Annotated in this window: 18 protein-coding genes; 7 read left to right on the top strand and 11 right to left on the bottom strand. The window is 64.4% G+C overall.

The window, feature by feature from the left end:
• Positions 1-122 precede the first annotated feature (122 nt).
• Genes ACT01B_RS00960 through ACT01B_RS00950 form a run of 3 tightly spaced genes read left to right on the top strand, consistent with a single transcriptional unit; the run spans position 123 to position 2,320 of the window.
• On the top strand, positions 123-551 hold the full coding sequence (locus tag ACT01B_RS00960; protein WP_445145537.1) for a YciI family protein: 429 nt from the start codon (positions 123-125) through the stop codon (positions 549-551).
• Between the two features lie 20 nt (positions 552-571).
• Positions 572-982 carry a VOC family protein gene (locus ACT01B_RS00955; RefSeq protein WP_445145536.1) on the top strand — a complete coding sequence of 137 codons (411 nt, stop codon included), beginning with the start codon at positions 572-574 and terminating at the stop codon, positions 980-982.
• 60 nt (positions 983-1,042) lie between these two features.
• Complete coding sequence (locus tag ACT01B_RS00950) at positions 1,043-2,320, top strand: RNA polymerase sigma factor (protein ID WP_445145535.1); 1,278 nt, start codon at positions 1,043-1,045, stop codon at positions 2,318-2,320.
• A gap of 67 nt (positions 2,321-2,387) precedes the next feature.
• Here ACT01B_RS00950 and ACT01B_RS00945 read toward each other — a convergent pair whose 3' ends face one another.
• Entirely contained in the window at positions 2,388-2,738 is a 351-nt protein-coding gene (locus ACT01B_RS00945; RefSeq protein ID WP_445145534.1) for a carboxymuconolactone decarboxylase family protein, read from the bottom strand.
• Between ACT01B_RS00945 and ACT01B_RS00940 the strand changes: the two genes are divergently transcribed.
• Positions 2,737-2,871 (top strand): hypothetical protein, encoded by a 135-nt coding sequence (locus tag ACT01B_RS00940; RefSeq protein WP_445145533.1) that lies wholly within the window; start codon positions 2,737-2,739, stop codon positions 2,869-2,871. The genes ACT01B_RS00945 and ACT01B_RS00940 overlap by 2 nt on opposite strands.
• A gap of 74 nt (positions 2,872-2,945) precedes the next feature.
• Here ACT01B_RS00940 and ACT01B_RS00935 read toward each other — a convergent pair whose 3' ends face one another.
• Genes ACT01B_RS00935 through ACT01B_RS00925 form a run of 3 tightly spaced genes read right to left on the bottom strand, consistent with a single transcriptional unit; the run spans position 2,946 to position 8,695 of the window.
• Positions 2,946-4,364 (bottom strand): efflux transporter outer membrane subunit, encoded by a 1,419-nt coding sequence (locus ACT01B_RS00935; protein ID WP_445145532.1) that lies wholly within the window; start codon positions 4,362-4,364, stop codon positions 2,946-2,948.
• On the bottom strand, positions 4,357-7,566 hold the full coding sequence (locus tag ACT01B_RS00930) for a multidrug efflux RND transporter permease subunit (protein WP_445145531.1): 3,210 nt from the start codon (positions 7,564-7,566) through the stop codon (positions 4,357-4,359). The genes ACT01B_RS00935 and ACT01B_RS00930 overlap by 8 nt, the downstream gene beginning before the upstream one ends.
• Before the next feature lie 13 nt (positions 7,567-7,579).
• Entirely contained in the window at positions 7,580-8,695 is a 1,116-nt protein-coding gene (locus ACT01B_RS00925) for an efflux RND transporter periplasmic adaptor subunit (protein WP_445145530.1), read from the bottom strand.
• Between the two features lie 325 nt (positions 8,696-9,020).
• Here ACT01B_RS00925 and ACT01B_RS00920 point away from each other — a divergent pair, with 325 nt between their 5' ends.
• Together ACT01B_RS00920 and ACT01B_RS00915 are read left to right on the top strand one after the other, a co-directional pair.
• Complete coding sequence (locus ACT01B_RS00920; RefSeq protein WP_445145529.1) at positions 9,021-10,208, top strand: GAF domain-containing sensor histidine kinase; 1,188 nt, start codon at positions 9,021-9,023, stop codon at positions 10,206-10,208.
• A 66-nt stretch (positions 10,209-10,274) separates the two neighbouring features.
• Positions 10,275-10,832, top strand: a complete 558-nt coding sequence (locus ACT01B_RS00915) for a methyltransferase family protein (RefSeq protein ID WP_445145528.1) — start codon at positions 10,275-10,277, stop codon at positions 10,830-10,832.
• 180 nt (positions 10,833-11,012) lie between these two features.
• Here the strand turns inward: ACT01B_RS00915 and pcp are convergent, their stop codons facing one another.
• The 7 genes from pcp to ACT01B_RS00880 form a co-directional block, all read right to left on the bottom strand.
• Positions 11,013-11,666 (bottom strand): pyroglutamyl-peptidase I, encoded by a 654-nt coding sequence (gene pcp, locus ACT01B_RS00910; RefSeq protein ID WP_445145527.1) that lies wholly within the window; start codon positions 11,664-11,666, stop codon positions 11,013-11,015.
• Positions 11,667-11,685: 19 nt separating this feature from the next.
• On the bottom strand, positions 11,686-12,654 hold the full coding sequence (locus ACT01B_RS00905; RefSeq protein ID WP_445145526.1) for a 5-oxoproline transporter, DUF979 family subunit: 969 nt from the start codon (positions 12,652-12,654) through the stop codon (positions 11,686-11,688).
• A 2-nt stretch (positions 12,655-12,656) separates the two neighbouring features.
• Complete coding sequence (locus ACT01B_RS00900; protein ID WP_445145525.1) at positions 12,657-13,352, bottom strand: DUF969 domain-containing protein; 696 nt, start codon at positions 13,350-13,352, stop codon at positions 12,657-12,659.
• Positions 13,349-14,140 carry a LamB/YcsF family protein gene (locus ACT01B_RS00895; RefSeq protein WP_445145524.1) on the bottom strand — a complete coding sequence of 264 codons (792 nt, stop codon included), beginning with the start codon at positions 14,138-14,140 and terminating at the stop codon, positions 13,349-13,351. Before ACT01B_RS00895 ends, ACT01B_RS00900 begins: the two co-directional genes overlap by 4 nt.
• Entirely contained in the window at positions 14,137-15,120 is a 984-nt protein-coding gene (locus ACT01B_RS00890; protein WP_445145523.1) for a biotin-dependent carboxyltransferase family protein, read from the bottom strand. Before ACT01B_RS00890 ends, ACT01B_RS00895 begins: the two co-directional genes overlap by 4 nt.
• Complete coding sequence (gene pxpB, locus ACT01B_RS00885) at positions 15,117-15,824, bottom strand: 5-oxoprolinase subunit PxpB (protein WP_445145522.1); 708 nt, start codon at positions 15,822-15,824, stop codon at positions 15,117-15,119. Before pxpB ends, ACT01B_RS00890 begins: the two co-directional genes overlap by 4 nt.
• Positions 15,825-16,129: 305 nt before the next feature.
• Positions 16,130-16,510 carry a VOC family protein gene (locus tag ACT01B_RS00880; protein WP_445145521.1) on the bottom strand — a complete coding sequence of 127 codons (381 nt, stop codon included), beginning with the start codon at positions 16,508-16,510 and terminating at the stop codon, positions 16,130-16,132.
• Between the two features lie 271 nt (positions 16,511-16,781).
• Between ACT01B_RS00880 and ACT01B_RS00875 the strand changes: the two genes are divergently transcribed.
• Positions 16,782-18,110 carry a hypothetical protein gene (locus tag ACT01B_RS00875; RefSeq protein WP_445145520.1) on the top strand — a complete coding sequence of 443 codons (1,329 nt, stop codon included), beginning with the start codon at positions 16,782-16,784 and terminating at the stop codon, positions 18,108-18,110.
• Positions 18,111-18,178: the final 68 nt, after the last annotated feature.

Here is an 18,178-nt window from a genome sequence, read left to right as displayed (position 1 = left end):
GAAAAAGTGGCGTTGCCGTGTCGATTCCGGCTCTCTTCGTTCGACGCTGAGTTGAGAGCCACGCGAGGACGGGCCCAAGGCCACCTGGCGGCTCGCTTTTGCAAGCCAATGGAGAGACGACGATGCGATTCATGGTGATGGTGCGTGCGACCAGGAGCTCTGAAGCCGGTGAGATGCCGAGCGAACGCCTGCTGGCTGACATGGGCCGCTTCAACGAGGAACTGGTGAAGGCTGGCGTGCTGTTGGCCGCGGAAGGTCTGCATCCGAGTGCGCGCGGCGTACGCGTCCGCTACGCGGGCGACCAGCGTACGGTCATCGATGGACCGTTCGCCGAAACCAAGGAGCTGATTGCCGGTTTCTGGCTCATCCAGGTCGCCTCGCTGGAAGAAGCGATCGAATGGCTAAAGCGCGCGCCCAATCCCTTCGATGGCATCGAGTCGGACGTGGAGATCCGCCAGGTCTTCGAAGCCGAGGATTTTGGCGCCGAATTCACGCCGGAACTGCGCGAACAGGAGGCACGGTTGCGCGAACAGATCGGCGACCGCGTCTGAATACCACCGGGAGGAAGATCATGCTCGTACAGCCCTATCTGTTCTTCGACGGATACTGCGAGGAGGCGCTGGCCTTTTACGGCAAGGCCATCGGCGCCAAGTCGCAGCTGAAGCGCTTCAAGGAGAATCCGGAACATCAGAGTTCCCTCTCGGCCAACCCCGCCCATGCCGACAAGATCATGCACGCCCATGTCGAGGTCGGCGATACCGCGTTCATGGCGTCGGATGGCGACTGTAGCGGCAAGCCGAATATGCAGGGTTTCTCGCTCTCGCTCACCGTGGCCGACGACGCCGAGGCACAGCGCAGCTTCAGGGCGCTCTCCGAGGGTGGCGAGACCGTGATGCCGCTGACCAAGACCTTCTTCTCGTCCAGCTTCGGCATGCTGAAGGACCGCTTCGGCGTGCACTGGATGGTGATGTCACCTCCCTAAGCACCTCGGGCATTCGCGCGAACTTGCGTTGTCGATGCGGCGGTGCTGTGATCGGTGGCCATGACGACCACCGATATCCATCGCACCATCGACGCCGTCTGGCGCATGGAGGCGCCACGACTGATTGCCGGCCTCGCCCGCATCGTGCGCGATGTGGGTACGGCCGAGGAACTGGCACAGGACGCACTGGTCGTTGCGCTGGAGCAATGGCCGAGCAGCGGCGTACCGCGCAATCCAGGGGCCTGGCTGATGACGACGGCCAAGCACCGCGCCATCGACCAGTTGCGTCGGCACACCTTGCATCAGCGCAAGGCCTACGCGCTGACGCAGGAGCTCGAGGCGCAACTGGAGCAGTCCATGGCGGACCCCGATGTCATGCTGGATGATCCCATTGGCGACGATTTGTTGAGCCTGGTGTTCACGGCATGTCATCCCGTGCTGTCTACCGAAGCGCGGGTGGCGCTGACCTTGCGCCTGCTGGGCGGCCTCACCACTATGGAAATCGCGCGCGCTTATCTGGTGCCCGAGCCCACGGTGGCGCAGCGCATCGTGCGGGCCAAGCGCACGCTTAGCGAGGCAAAAGTACCGTTCGAGGTGCCGCGCGGCGACGAACTGAGCGTGCGGCTCGCCTCCGTGCTCGAAGTCGTCTATCTGATCTTCAACGAGGGCTATGCGGCCACCGCGGGTGACGACTGGATGCGCCCGGCCCTGTGCGAGGAGGCGATGCGCCTGGGACGTGTGCTGGTCGGACTGGCGCCAGCCGAGCCGGAAGTGCATGGGCTGCTCGCCTTGATGGAAATCCAGGCCTCGCGCACGGCAGCGCGCACGGGACCCAACGGCGAGCCGATCCTGCTCAACGAACAGCAGCGCGGACGCTGGGACCAGTTGCTGATCCGGCGAGGACTCGATGCCCTGGCGCGCGCCGAAAACTTGGGCGGCGCGGAACGCCCCTACACCTTGCAAGCCGCCATTGCCGCCTGTCACGCGCGGGCACGCTCGGTCGACGAGACCGACTGGTCGCGCATCGCCTCGTTGTACGACACGCTGGCCCAGCGCCTGCCATCACCCGTGGTCGCACTCAATCGAGCCGTTGCACACGCCATGGCGTTCGGGCCCGCTATAGGCCTGGCGATGGCGGATGAACTGCGCGACGAGCCCTTGCTGCGCCACTATCACCTGCTGCCCAGCGTGCGCGGCGACTTACTCGGCAAACTTGGCCGTCATGCCGAAGCGCGCGCAGAGTTCGAGCGTGCCGCGTCGCTCGCGCGCAACACGCGTGAACGCGACCTGCTGTTGCAGCGTGCAGCCAGCAGTGCACGCGTCGCGAGCGGGAGCTGACGGCGTCAAGATCGACCAGGGACTGGACAGGTTCGCTAGCTCCGGTGCCGCCTGTCCATGCCCGAACTCATGCGGCCGTGGCAGCGCTATAGGCAGCGGCGGCATCCATCACGCGGGCCGAATACACCAGCGCCGCGCCGGCGTTCAGTGCCACGGCTACGCCCAAGGCTTCGGCAATTTCTTCCCGAGTGGCGCCATGTTTGAGCGCTTCGGCCGTATGCACGGTGATACACCCATCGCAACGCGTGGTGACGGCGACCGCCAGGGCGATGAGCTCACGCGTCTTCGCGTCCAGACGCCCGGTCTTCTGGCCGGCACTGGAAAGCGTCTGGTAGCCGGCCAGGGTGCCCGGACTCAGCTTGCCGATCTCGCCAATCCGACCCATCAATTCGTTGCGATATTCAGGCCAATCCAACATGGGAGGTCTCCTCGAGTGGATGATCGCCCCGGACGTGATGCCCAGGCCGATGTCGAACTTGCTGCGCCGCGCGGCGCCCTGCGTGCACACCCTGATGCTCGATTTATTGCCCATTCGCATCAAATCGCCGTGATGGCCCGTCCTCTCAACAAGCCGTCATCCCAGCGGCTCTCAAGAGCCGCCGCGATGACGGGCGACCAACTTGGGTTACCGTGCCTCCGACCCGCCTCCCAGGGCGACATAGAGGGTGACGCCATTCTGCAAAGCGGTAGCGCGCAGCTGGATCAGCTGCTGCTCGGCCGAGAACAGGTTGCGTCGCGCGTCGACCACTTCGAGATAGATCGAGATACCGTTCTGGTAGCGCAGCTCGGCTGTTTCGGCGAGCCGCCGTTGCGCCTCAACGGCCTGTTCCTGCGCGGCGATCTGCTCCTTGTAGCGCTGCCGGCCAATCAGCGCGTCCGACACTTCGCTGAAGGCGGTTTGCACGGCTCGCTGGTACGTCGCCACCAGTTCGTCCCGTCTCGCCTGGGCCTGGCCGAGCTGCGCCCGGCGTTGCCCACCATCAAAAATGGGCAGGCTGATCAATCCGCCGACCGACCACGACTGCTTGTCGCGATCGAACAGCTCGCTCAACTCGGACGAGGCGTAGCCGTAACTGCCGGTCAAGGCGATGCGCGGGAAGAAATCGGCACGCGCGGCGCCAATATCGGCGTCCGCTGCCCGCAGCTGCTGCTCCGCCTGAAGGATGTCGGGGCGATGCGTGAGCAGCGCCGAGGGCAGCCCCGCATCCAGCTCGCCGAACTGGCCAGGATCTTCGATCGAACGTCCGGCGGGCAGCGGGCCGGTGAGCGGACCGCCCACCAGGATCGTCAACTGGTTGCGCAGTTGCCCGGTCGACCGGTGCAGCTCCGCCAGTTGCGTCTGCGCCTGCGTGACGAGAATAGCCGCCTGCTCATAGTCCACTTTGGAGGTCACGCCGGCATCCAGGCGGAGCTTGGCGATGTCCAGTGCGTACTGGCGACTTTTCACCGTGCGCTCGGCCAGCTCGATCCCCTCCTCGCCCGCGCGGATGGCGTAGTAGGTGGCCGCGACGTTGCTGATCAAAGACAGGCGGAACGCTTGCTGCGCTTCCACGGTCGCCAGATAGCGGCGACGCGCGGCTTCGCTCAGGTTTTTGACGCGGCCCCAGAAATCCAGCTCGAACGAGGTCAGCACGGCCTGGACGTTGTACTGGTTGAAGATCACCGTCGCGTTGCTGTCGGCAAATTCCGGATCGAACGAACCCAGCGGCGCCTGGGTTCGGGTCACCCCGCCGCTGGCGTTGACCTGCGGCAGACGCTCGGCCTGGCGGATGCGATACAGCGCGCGGGCCTGCTCGATGCGTGCCACCGACGCCGCCAGGTCGAGGTTGTGCTCAAGCGCCGCGGCAATCAGAAACCTGAGCTGGGGATCGCCAAAGAAGGCTGGCCAGGCGATCTCCGTGGCGAGATGGCTGGCCTCTGGTGTCGGCGCTTCGGCGGTGTCGAAGTGCTCGGCCACCGGAAGATCCGGCTGGCGATAGGCCGGCGCGAGATTGCAGGCGGCAACTACGCTGCACGCGGCCACCAGTACGAGGCATCTACGCATCGCCCGGATCTCCGCGCTGCCCGGGGCGCTGCGCCGGTAGCGCTGCCAGATCGTCCTCCTCGCTGTAGCTTTTCTTCCGGCTCAGCCAGCGGCGTGCCACCACGTAGAACAGTGGCGTGAAGAAGATGCCGAAGAAGGTAGCCGTGAGCATGCTGCCCATCACGCCCGTACCGACCGCACGCCGGCTCGCCGCGCCCGCCCCCGTCGCCAGCACCAGCGGCATCATGCCGAGCACGAAGGTGATGCTCGTCATCAGGATCGGGCGCAGGCGCTGCTGCGCGCCATTCTTCACCGCCGTGATGGTGTCCTTGCCCTCGGCCTCTTCCTTGATCGCAAACTCGACGATCAGGATCGCGTTCTTGGCGGCAAGGCCAATGATGGTGACCAGGCCGATATTGAAATACACGTCGGCCGACATACCGCGCGCCATCGTCAGCACCACCGCGCCAATGACACCGAACGGGATGATCAGCAGCACCGAGACCGGGATGGCCCAGCTTTCATAGAGCGCCGCCAGCAGCAGGAACACGACGATCAGCGAAAGCCCCAGCAACATGCCGATCTGTCCGCTCGCCTGCTTCTCTTCGAAGGCGGTGCCGGTCCATTCGTAGCTGAGGTTGCCGGTCAGCACGTGGCCGGCGATGCGCTCCATTTCGGCAATCGCCGCGCCGCTTGACTGGCCGGCCGCGGCCTGACCCGAAATGGTGGCGGAGGGAAAGCCGTTGTAGCGTTCGAGCTGTTGCGGTCCAGATATCCAGCGCACACGCGTAAACGCGGAGAACGGCACCATGTCGTTGTGGTCGTTGCGCAGCCGCAGCGCGCTCACGTCCTCCGGCCGCATGCGCTGCGCTGCATCGGCCTGGAGAAAGACACGCAGCACATTGCCTTCGTAGAGAAAGTCGTTCACGTAGTTGGAACCGAACGCCAGCGACAGCGCCTGATTGACCTGGCCGATCTGCAGCCCCAGCGCACGCGCCTTCACCCGATCGATCTCGACATAGAGTTGCGGCGCCGCCGGCAGGCCCTCCGCGCGCACGCCCATCAGCACCGGGCTCTGCGCGGCCTCCATCATGATGCGCAGGCCCGCCTGTTGTAAGGCGGCGCCGCCGGCCCCGCCGCGATCCTGGATCTTCATGGTGAAGCCGGTCGCGTTGCCTAGCGATGGGATCGCGGGAGGGTCCAGCGCAAAAATCATCGACTCGGGGATTTGCCGGAACGCCGCGTTGCTGCGCTGGACCAGGGCGCTCGCCGAGTTCTCAGTGCCGGGGCGCTCGCCCCAGGGTTTCAAATCCACGAACGAGAGCGCCGCCGATTGGCCCTGGCCGAAGAAGCTGAAGCCCATCACCGTGGCGATGTTGCGAACCTGCGGCTGCCGGCGCAGGAAGCTCTCGACCTGGTCGACCGCCTGCTGGGTGCGCGCCACGGTGGACCCGGGCGCGCCGGTGTAGGAGACGAAGATATGGCCCTGGTCCTCGGTGGGTAGGAAACCTCCCGGCAAGCGCATGAACAGGATCACCGTGACCACGCACGCGACGACGAACACCAGCAGCCAACGCACGGGTGCGCGCAGCATGGCGTCGACCGCGCGGGCATACTTCACCGTCGCCGTATCCAGGCCACGGTTGAACGCGCTGAATACCCGCTCCAGCATTCGCGCCGCTGCGCTCTTCGCGGCCGGCTCGGTGTCGGGCGGCGGTTCCGCATCCCCCTTGAGCAGGGCCGCGCACAAGGCAGCGCCAAGCGTCAGTGCAAGCACGGTCGAGAGAAAAATCGACACGGTCAGGGTGACCGAGAACTGCCGATAGATGCCGCCGGTGGAACCCGGAAAGAACGCCATCGGAATAAACACCGCGATCAGTACCAGGGTGCTGCCAATCACGGCGCCGGAGATTTGCCCGATCGCCTTGACGGTCGCCTGGCGCGCATTGAGGCCCTCTTCGCGCATCACGCGCGACACGTTCTCGACCACCACGATGGCATCGTCGTTGAGGATGCCGATGGCCACGACCATGCCGAACAGCGAAAGGATATTGATCGACAGTCCGAACAGATAAAGACCACAGCAGGTGCCGATTAGGGCGATGGGAACGACCAGGGTGGGAATCAGCGTGGCCTGCCAGCTCTGCAGGAACAGGAACACCACGACGGTCACCAGCAGCAGCGCCTCGATCATGGTGCGCACTACGCCGTGCACGGACGTGGTGATGAAGGGCGTCGTATCGAACGGCACGGCCCAGACCACGCCGCGCGGAAAGATCGGCTGCAACTCGGTCATGCGCCGGCGCACCTGGGTAGCCACGGCCAGCGCGTTGGCGCCACTGGCGAGCTGGATGGCCATGCCGGCCGACTCCTTGCCGTTCACCGCCAGCCGAAATCCGTAGCTATCGTTGCCCAGCTCCACGCGGGCGACGTCGCCCACCCGCACGGTCGAGCCATCCGGGTTGGCGCGCACGATGATCTGGCGAAATTGCTCGGGCGTGGTGAAACGGCTTTGCGTGACGATCTGGGCATTGAATTCGGAGCCCGTCGCGATCGGTTGGTCGCCCAGTCCACCACCCGCGGTCTGGCTGTTTTGTTCGCGTACCGCCGTCATCACTTCGCTGCCCGACAGGCCGAGCCCCGCCAGCTTGTTCTGATCGAGCCAGATCCGCATCGCGTAGGACGAGCCGAACAGTTGCACATCGCCCACGCCACCAATGCGGCGCAACTCGTTGACGATATTGTTGGAGGCGAAGTTGCCCATCTCCACGGCATTGCTAGCGCCATCCGTCGATTGCAGCGCAATCAACATGAGGAAGCCGGACGAGGACTTGGTGACCGTGATGCCGAGCTGGCGAACCTCCTGCGGCAGCCGCGGCTCGACCCGACCCAGACGGTCCTGCACCTGCGAGCGCGCGATGTCCAGATCCGTGCCTGGTTGCAGCGTGACGGTGATCTGGACGGTGCCATTGGAGCGGCTGGTCGAGGACATGTAGAGAAAGTTCTCGATGCCATTCATCTCGTTTTCGATGATGGACGTGACGGAGCGGTCGAGTGTCTGCGCATCCGCGCCGTTGTAGCTGGCCTGCACGGTGAGCGATGGTGGCGCGACATCCGGATATTGCTCGACCGGCAGCAGCATGATGGCGATGAGGCCGAACAGGGTCACGAACAAGGCAATGACCCAGGCAAAGACCGGGCGGTAAACGAAGAAGCGATTCATAGCCGGCGCCCGCTCAGTGCGCGGATGGCGGGGAAGGCGGTGACGGCTGGGCGTTCACCCGCTGCCCTGGCTGGACCTTGTGCCACCCATCGACGATCACGCGCTCACCGGTCTTCAGCCCATCGCTGATAATCCACTCGCCCCCGTCTTGCGCTCCCAGTTCCACGTTTCGGCGCACCACCGTCCCATCGTCGGCAACGATCGCCACGCTGGCCGCGCCGTTGTCGATCTGGATAGCCCGTTCGGGCACGCGAATACCCGACTTGAGTGTTCCGGTGACGATGCGTCCGCGCACGAACTGGCCCGGCAACAGCGTGCGCGCGGGGTTGGCGAACTGGGCGCGCACGGTCTGCGTGCCGGTGGACGGATCGACCACCAGATCGGTGAAATCCAGGAACCCCCGCTCGCCGTAGTCCTGCCCGTTCGCAAGAATCAGGTGCACCTCGACGTGCTTCTTGTCGGTCGCCTTGAGCGCACCGGACTGCACCTGTTGCTGGAAGTCGAGCAGCGAGGTATTGGACTGGGTGAACACGGCGCTGATCGGCGACAGCTGATTGACCTGAGTGAGCAAGGTGGCCGCGCCGCCGCTGACCAGGGCGCCCTCGGTGACCTGCGCACGCCCCACGCGGCCGGCGATCGGCGCCGTGACGATGCAACGGTCGAGCCGCAATTGCGCCAGGTCCACCTGGGCGTGGGCGTCCGACACGTTGGCCTGTGCCTGCTGCAGTGCGGCCAGGGCCTCCTCGTATTCCTGTGCGCTCACCGCCTGCCGCTGGACCAGCGGCTTGAACCGCGCGACGACGGCGGCGGCGTTCACTTGCACCGCCTCGGCGCGCTGCAAGCTGGCCTGGCCTTGCTGCAGCTGGGCGCGGTAATCGCGTGCGTCGATCTGGAATAACGGCGCCCCGGCCGGCACGTCCGTCCCTTCCTGGTATAGCCGGCGTTCGACGATGCCGTCGACGCGCGCACGCACTTCCGCCGTTCGCACCGCCTCGATGCGGCCCGGAAGCTCAACGATATTGGGCGTCGGCGACGCGGTGACCGTGGTGACCAGCACGGTCAAAGGCTGGCCCGCGCCTGCCGGAGCATTTTGCGTATTGCTGCAGGCCAGGCACGCGATCGAAAGCATCAACACCGTCGTTGGTGCCAGACAGCGGCGGACTCGGGTTGCGAAACAGGGCAATCGAACCTCCTCGGCCAAGGTGTTCTTCTCGCACTCGAACAGAGTCATGGCATGGCCGCCCGGCCCGCCTGGACGACCGTCGATACGAGGCTGTCCTCCCCTGCGCGCTTGCTGCCCGACCCGCGCGGGGGCCGGCTGAGCCACAAGCTAAAGGCAGGTCTGTGCCGCCTGTGTGAAAGCGCAAATCCCAACGCGGGAAGCTATCGAAAGTAGCATCGGCATCGCCCGGACAACGCGCTAGACTTCGGCCAAGCAGCGCCGGGGGCACGTTATGGAGTCCATAGACGCCGACCATGTCGTCGAGCTGATGGGGCGACTGGAGGCGATACCCAAGATACTGGAGGTGGTGGCCCACACGACGGGCATGGGTTTCACTGCGGTGGCCCGGGTCACCGATCACTCCTGGACAGCGTGCGCGGTCTACGACCGTATGGATTTCGGCCTGAAGCCGGGGGACCAGCTGGATCTGGGCACCACCATCTGCAACGAAATCCGCGAGCACCAGCGACCGGTCGTGTTTGGTCGCGCCAGCGAGCACCCCTACTTCTCAGGCCACCCGACGCCGAAGATGTATGGCTTCGAAAGCTATGTGTCGATTCCCATCATTCTTTCCGACGGCTCCTTTTTCGGAACACTCTGCGCCATCGATCCCGCCCCGGCCAAGCTGGACGACCCCACGATTCTCAAGACGTTTGAGCTTTTCACCGCGCTGATCGCCGCGCAGTTCGAAGCGGAGCTGCGGCGCCACAAGGCCGAGGCCGCGCTGATGGATGCGCAGGAGACAGCCAAGCTGCGCGAGCAGTTCGTCGCGGTACTGGGGCACGATCTGGGCAACCCGGTGCAATCGATCATCGTGTGCGCGGAGCACCTCAGCTCGACCCTCGACAGCGAGCGCGACCAACGATTGACGCGGCATATCCTGGCGACCTGCAGGCGCATTGGCGAACTCACCCACAATGTCCTGGATTTTGCGCGAGGCCGTCTCGGCGAAGGCATTGCCCTCGAGCCCGAAGTCAGCGACGAACTCACCATGACCCTGGAACACGTCGTCGCCGAGGTACGCAGTATCTATCCGGATCGAACGATCGAGCTGGCAACCTCGCTTCGACATCCGGTCTGCTGCGATCGTCAGCGCGTGGCGCAACTCCTGTGCAATCTCTTGTCGAACGCACTCGTGCACGGCTGTGCGGATGCACCCGTCAAGGTCACCGTGGAGAGCGACGCGCACGCGTTTGAAGTCACCGTGGAAAACGAGTGCCCGCCGATTGCCCCTGAAACCCTGGGCCGCCTGTTCCAACCGTTCACCCGCGGCACGTTCGCCGAACCGAGGCCAGGCCTGGGATTGGGCTTGTTCATCTCGTCGGAAATAGCGAAGGCACATGGCGGGACGCTCACGGCAACGTCGGATCCATCGGTAACGCGTTTCGTGTTTCGACTGCCGCATAGCGTCTTCGCTTGACCCTTGGGCAAGAGCCTTCCGTTGTTCAACACGCCACACCGCGATGCGCCGACCACGGGAAAAGTCATGAAGATCGAATCCTTTGCCATTCTGCTTTTCGCCGCATGGTTCATGTCCGAGGGGCTGCTTCTTCGGACGGCGAAGGACCGCAGCGGTTCGAATGTCGATCGTCGGTCCATGCTTTTGCTGGTCACGAGCAATCTGGTGGCTCTGTTCCTCTCGATCGCACTGTATTTCCTCGCCATCGGCACGGCAGCTTTCCCACCGATGCTAAAACTGATCGGCGTGGCCCTGATGTTCACCGGGATCACGATTCGATTCGCTGGCATGTGGATGCTCAAGAAGTTCTTTTCAGCCAATGTGGCGGTGCAGAGCGATCATCGGCTGGTGATCAAAGGCCCTTATCGGGTGGTTCGCCATCCGGGCTATTTTGGCGGGTGGTTGATGTTCGTAGGTTTTGGGCTAGCGCTTGGCAATGTCATCGCGCTGCTATGGTTGGCGGTATTTACGCTACCGGCCTTCCTCTATCGGATCGATGTCGAGGAAGACATTCTGCGCCGTGCTTTCCCTGAATACGTGGAGTACGCCGCGAGAGTGAAAAGGTTTGTGCCTTTCGTATGGTGAGCTTGTCCTCTGCACGATAAAGCGCGTCATCTCCGACGCACCGCTTTGTGACCCGACCTCGCCACCTATGGGGACCTCGAAAGACCCGCTTTGTTGGTGGGAGCGACTTCAGTCGCGACAGCGGCGATCGAGGCAAGTGTTTGTCGCGACCGAAGTCGCTCCCACCCCGAAGCGCGATCGTCAGTCCAGCGTGCCGGCGCCCAGCTTGTCATCGATGACCTGGCTGGCCGCGACACGCATGGCCAGGGTCAGCGCGCGCACGACATCCTGCTTGGCCATACTCGGTGCCTGCGGCAGATGCACGACCTGTTCCGGCAGATAAGGAATATGGATAAAGCCCGCGCGCATACCCTTACGCTGAGCCGCCTCGTGCAGCATCAGATAAGCGATATGGTTGCAGACATAGGTGCCGGCCGTATTCGAGATCTCGACCGGCAGACCCTCGGCCTGCAGCGCGGCGAGCATAGCCTTGATCGGCAGCGTGCTGAAGTACGCCGCCGGTCCGCCCGCGAGCACCGGTTCGTCGATCGGTTGCGCGCCGGTGTTATCCGGCAAGCGCGCATCCTGCACGTTGATGGCCACCCGCTCGATCGACAACCGACTGCGACCACCTGCCAGACCGACGCCGATCAGGATGCTGGGCGCGACCTCGCGCATGGCAGCCTCCAGCTCACGGCGTGAATCGTCGAACGCCGTCGGCAACAGATGGGCGACCACCCGGTGATCGGCGATACGCTCGTCATGCAGCAGGCGCACGGCTTCCCACGATGGATTGATGACGTCGTTACCGAACGGGGTGAAGCCCGTCAGCAGGATGCGTGGTGTCTTGCTCATCAGCGTCTGTCCCATCCCATCAACGGAATACCAGCATCCACATCATCGCGAAGGTGACGATAAAGATGGATACGGCGCTCCAGACCTGTGCGCGAATGACCCCATAGGGGTTGCGCAACTCCAGCAGTGCGGCCGGCACCAGGTTGTAGTCGGCCGCCATCGGCGTCAGCAAGGTGCCGCAATAGCCGCACAGCATGCCCATCGAACCGAGGATCGCCGGGTTTGCGCCGTGCTGGTGGATCAGCAGGGGCAAGCCGATGCCGGCCATCATCACCGGGAACGCCGCGAACGCGTTGCCCATGATCACGGTGAACAACACCATGCCCAGCGCGAACACGAGCAGGCACGCCAGGGCGCTTCCCGTTGGAATGTTGTCGCTGGCGAGGGCAGCGATGGCGGCACCCACGCCGCTCTGCGTGAACACCTCGCCCAGGGCCGCCAACAGCAGCGGCAGCAAGGCCGCCCAGCCGATGGCGTCGAGCAGGCGACGGCCTTCCGCTATGCCATGGCGCACGGGCGTGCGCGCCACCCTCGCCGCGGCGAACAGGGCCACCACGCAAGCCAGCGCCAGCCCGGTCAAGGTCATCTGCGGCTTGGCGAACACGGCGTGGCCGGCGATCGACAGATACGCGCCAAACAGCGCTACCAGCAGGGTCACCAGCGGAATCAACAGCGCGGGCACAAACAACTTGTGGCCCAGACGTATCGCGGATTGAAGGCGCCATTCCGTATGACCGCTGTCCGCGTGCGCATGTCGATGCAGCCGTGGTGCAAGCATGGCCAGCGCGATCACGGTGGCGCCCGCGATCTGTGCCGGCAGCAGGTTACCCAGCGCCTGCTGGCCGAGCACATAGTCGCCACCACCGAACAGCGCGCCCAGCAGCAGCCAGAAAGCCGCGCGCCAGCCGTGTCGTTCCCGCAGGTTGCGCGCGCCGGTGTAGATGAGGAAGGCCGCGATCAGCCAATAGGCGTATTCGATGCGCAACATGCTCAGGCCGCCTGTTCGGCGCGCATGCGGGCCGCGCGACGTTGCAGTCGGCGCTGGTACAGCCACACGCGAACGGACTGGATCACGAAGGCTGCGATGGCCGTGGGCAAGGCCCACAACGCGATCGACAGCGGCGTCAATTCGATACCGTGTTGCGCGTAGAAGCCCTGGATCAACAGCACCGCTCCCAAGGCGATGAAGACATCTTCACCGAAGAAGCGCCCGATGTTGTCCGTAGCGGCGGCCACCGCGCGCAACTCGTCGCGGTCGGCGTCGGTCACGACAGGCAGGATTTTTTCCACGGCGCCTTCGCCCATCGGCGCCAGCAAGGGGCGCACGGTCTGCGCGGCGCCCGCGACGCCGGTTAGGCCGAGCATCGCCAATAGCTCCCGCACCAGCAGATAGCCGATGAGCAATCGCGCCAGGGTCAGTCCGCGAAGTCGCCCCATCCAGCGCTGGGCATGTTCACGTAAGCCTGCATGCTCCAGCAGGCCTATCGCCGGCAGGGTCAGCACGAACAACATCAGCATGCGGCTTGAGACGAAGCTCTTGCCGAGCAGCGCGAGCAGATCGGGAACGTGCAACCCGGCCAGCAGGCCACTGACCAGGGCGGCGCACACCACGACCGGCACCGGATTGAAGCGCAAGGCGAAGCCGACCACGATCACGGCAACGCCGAGCAATGGCCAATAATTCATGCGCCAACGCCTGCGACATACGGCGCGGCGACGATCATGCCGGCAGCTTCCAGCGCCGCATGCAGACTGCGGGCGAAGGCCACGGCATGTGCACCATCGCCATGTACGCACAGGGTATCGGCCTGCAGCGTGATGATCTGGCCGTCGATGGCACGCACGCTGCCTTCGCGTGCGATCGCCATGGCCTGGGCGATGGCCTGGTCGCTCTCGGTAATCACCGCACCGGGTTCGCGGCGCGGTTGCAACGAGCCATCGGCACGATAGCTGCGGTCGGCAAACGCTTCGGCGGCCACCGACAGCCCCGCCTCAAGGCCGGCTCCGAGCAGGGCCGAACCCGCCAGGCCGAACAGGCACAGGGATGGGTCGAAATCGCGCGTCGCCTGCGCGATGGCGTCGGCCAGCTTGGCGTCGCGCGCGGCCATGTTGTACAGCGCGCCGTGCGGCTTCACGTGACGCAAGCGGGTGCCCGCGGCCCGCGCGAAACCATGCAACGCGCCGATCTGATACAGCGTCATGGCATAGGCTTCGTTCGGCGTCACCGCCATCTCGCGGCGGCCAAACCCCTGCAGGTCGGGCAGTGAGACGTGGGCACCGATGGCTACGCCGTGCTGCGCTGCCAGGGACACCGTGTGGCGCATGATGTCCGGATCGCCGGCATGAAAGCCGCAGGCGATATTGGCCGAACTGACCACCGCGAGCAGTGCGGCGTCGTCGCCCATCCGCCATGCACCGAAGGATTCCCCCAGGTCGCTGTTGAGGTCGATGGTCTTGAGTACGTCTGGCGTCATGCGGATTCCAACCGTCGTTCGATGTGGTCGAGGAGGCGCTGCAGCCGTTGCCGGCGCGCGGCCAGGCGCTGAGCAGCCTCGTCCAGTGTGGTCTCCCGAAAGCATACGGTATCGCCGGGCCGCCGCTGCGCGAGCCGCGACAGGTCCACCGCCGCCAGCTGGCCGATACGAGGATACCCCCCGGTGACCGGTGCCTCCGCCTGCAACAGAATCGGCTGGCCGGAGGGCGGCAGCTGCAGGGTGCCCGGCACGCTCGCCTCTGAAATCAGCTCCAGCGGCCGGCGCAAGTTCAAGCGCTGGCCGTCCAGGCGGCTGGCGACCCGATTGCTGTCCTTGCTGAGGGCGAAGGTCGCCTTGAACAGCGCCTGTTGCGACGTGTCGTCGAGCTGGTCGAAGTGGTGGCCGCGCCACAGCGCCAACGGTGTCCGGCCGTAGTCGAACCAGGGCTGCGGATCGAGGCCCCAGCGCATCACCTGCAACGTCTTGGCCGATGGAAGCGGCGGCCACGGATCGCCCGCACCTGGTTCAAGCCGGTCGCCGCTTTGCAGCGAGCGTCCGTCAAAGGGGCCGATGCGCGCATTCAAGTCCGTGCTCTGGCTACCAAGCACTGCCGCCGTCGCGAACCCACCTCGAATCGCCAGATAGCCGCGGCACCCGTGCCGCATGCCGCCCAGCTGCAGCACGCTGCCGGCAGGCAATACACAACGCGTCCAGCCCGGAAGGGTCTGGTCGCCCACGCGCGCGTCCACCGGCGCGCCGGTCAGCGCGATCACGGTCGGCTGCTCGAAGCGCAGGGTCGGACCGGTCAAGGTGAACTCAAGGGCGGCTTCGCCTTTCGTATTATCGACGAGAGCATTCGCCAACCGCCATGCAGGCCAGTCCATCGCGCCGGCGCGCCCCACACCCAGCGCCGCATAACCGAGGCGTCCGCCATCCTGCAGACTGGTCAACAGGCCGGGCTTCATCACGATCACGCTCACCGGCTCGCCCTTGCAGCGAGCCGCTGGTATTCGTCTTCGTCGATGACTCGAAAGCGCACTCTATCTCCCGGCTGCAACAGCGACGGCGATGTCGCCTGAATATCGAACAGGCCCAGCGGCGTGCGACCGATCAGTTGCCAGCCGCCGGGCAAGGCCTGTGGATAAATACCGGTCTGGCTGCCGCCGATGGCCACACTGCCGGCTGGCACGCTGAGACGCGGATCGGCTCGGCGCGGCATCGCCAACGCGGGGTCAAGGCCGAGCAGATAAGGAAAACCGGGAGCGAAGCCAAGCATGGCGACGCGATAAGCCGCAGCGCTGTGTCGGGCAATCACCTCGCCGCAAGAAAGCCCCACATGGGCTGCGACCGTCGCCAGATCCGGACCCACCTCCCCGCCGTACAACACGGGAATATTGACCTCGCGCGCGTGGTCCGCACGATCCGGAAGTTCCCGCAACGCCGCCATCACGCGCTCGCTTACATGCTGGTGTGACGTCGTCGGGTCGCTGTCGCCCCACTGCGCCGGATCGAAGCGCAGCAACAGGCTCGCATAAGCCGGCACGCACTCAACTCCGGGAAGCTGCTCGCGTAAGCGTGCCGCCGCCGCATGCACGCGCGCATTGACGGACGACTCGATGCTCTCGCCAAAACGCAGCAGCAGGGCTTCTTCCGAGAGCACTTCGATCTGCGGAACGGGCCACACGCGGTTCAAACCATGACGCCGTGGAGAGGGGCGCGCGCGACGACCCGGTTGGGCAGTAACCGGCAGGCGTTGCCGACGCGTACCCGCTTTGGCAAAACGGCACCGGCTTGAGGAAAACCTCGTTCGATCTTTCGCATAGGGATCTGGCTATGGCCAAAGGATGGCCGCATGGGTCGACGCAGCGGACAACGTGCCCGGCCCATCGACCCCGGGGTTTCATCATGCACCCAATCGAGGGGGCGCAAAACAGGCACACCGATTCCGCCGGCTTCAGAAATCGCTCGACTCCCCCTTCATCAAGTGCCTTAGGCCCAGCGGTTGGCGTTCTTCGGGAAACCCGGCCGCTGCACACGTACGACACAGAATCGTTGCCCCGTCGGCGCCTGCATGACCACCCAACGCTCCAGCCGACTGGCCACGCTGGCGCCTAGCTTTTCCAGGCGGAGCACTTCAGCGGGAATGTCGTCGGTTTCAATGTCGATGTGAACCCTGCTCTCGTGGCTGACGCGTTGAATCTGCACGATGGGTTCGTCGGGCGGGGTCTCCAGCATGCGGTAGTTGCCGCGGGTGCCTGGATGATCCGGATCGATGGGGCGGCCCAAAGCCTCGGCCCAAAAGCTGGCGGCCTGATCAAGGTCCGGGGAATGGCAGTCGATCAGCACAGCGCAGAGTCTTGAGTAGTGCATAGCGTAGGTACCTCTTGGCAGAGACCTTTCATGCCAGGTTGATGATGTCCGCTTTGACTAGCCGTCCGTAAGCCTTGTCGATGTATGAGCGTACAGCTGGGGCAGCGGCCTCATGAGCATTGCACGCGATGGCGGGGCAGGTTTCCAGCAACGTCGCCATTTATTGCAATTTGGTTACAATCTGCGCAACGGGGGCGTGGGATTTTGGTGAAATACGCGAAATCCGAATGGCGGGTACGCCATGGGCATGGTGACTCTGGGGAGAGATCGTATGCGACAGAAGCTGGCCGCCGCAGTGGCATGTGTATTCTTGGGCGTCTTTACCACCGTCACCCATGCCGACAACCAAGACTCGAACGACATCTTCGCCAACGGCCACGCCGATGGCGAGCTTCGCATGTACAACTTCGATCGCCTGTACGACACACCGAACACACCCAATGCGAGTGCGTTTTCGCTGGCAGCACTGATCAACGCAAACACCGGCGCCTTTCTCGGCGGCTTCAGCTTCGGTGGATCGTTCGTTACCGCCAACTCACTGGGCACTCAGTCGGACACGCTGGCGAAGATCGATACCTCGCTCATGGGGCCCAACAATTCCGTTGGTGCCTTTAGCCAGGCCTACGCGCAATTCAAGGATGATTGGCTCCTGGTGCGTGGCGGCTACCAGTATCTCGACACGCCATGGATGGGTAAGAGCGACTCGCGGGTACTTCCCGCGTCGTACAACGCAGCCCTGATCGACATCACTCCACTGAAGGGCTGGAACCTCTATGCCATCCGCACCTACAGCTGGAAGAGCCGCACCTCCACCGGCATGAATTACAACAACCTCTATTACCCCTCCACCTTCGATGGCGACTCGATGTTCGGCAACAACGGATCGTTGCCGGCAACCGCACCGCGTGCCGATGGCGCTTGGGCAGGGGGCACGACTTACGCCAATGACAGTGTGAAAGCGCAGGCCTGGTACTACGACTTCCTTAATTTCGCGCACATGGGCTACCTGGAAGGCACGTACACGCTGAAGACCGGCACGCACTTCAATCCGTTCCTTTCGCTGCAGTACGTCAACGAGACCGGCGGCGACGACAACACCCTGGTCGACACCCACACGAAATTGTTTGGCCTGGCGGGCACGCGCGTGCGCAGTGAAGCGTGGGGTGCGGACATCGGCACGTCGATCTTCAACGGGCGGGTCGATGTGGCCTACAACAAGCTCGACCAGCAGTCGGGGGCCGTCGGCGGCGGCGCCCTGATCTCCCCCTACACCACGAACTACGCCACGGATCCGCTGTTCACGACGTCAATGATCCGCGGCCTGGTCGAAACCGGACCCGGCCATGCCTGGAAGGCCAAGGCCTCTTACAACTTCTTCGACAACAAGCTGCAACTGGTCACGTCCTACGCGCAGTACAACACTGACCTGCGCGGCAACAGCCACAACATCTACTTCGACATCGTCTACAACATGGACAGCGTGCTGAAGGGCCTGACCCTGCGCAATCGCTGGGAGCGCTCCACCGGCGGTAGCGGCAATCTGAATCCGGGCAACGAGTCGTTCACCTATAACCGCTTGATGATCTCGTACAAGTTCTAGCGGGTGCCGCAGTGCGCCAGAGCCGCCGAGGCCCTGGCGCATTGCCGATCCGACTCGCGAGAACACGC

Source organism: Dyella sp. Tek66A03 (genome assembly GCF_052567735.1).
The sequence above is the reverse complement of the archived record's forward strand: the minus strand, read 5'-3'. Positions and strand labels throughout refer to the sequence as shown.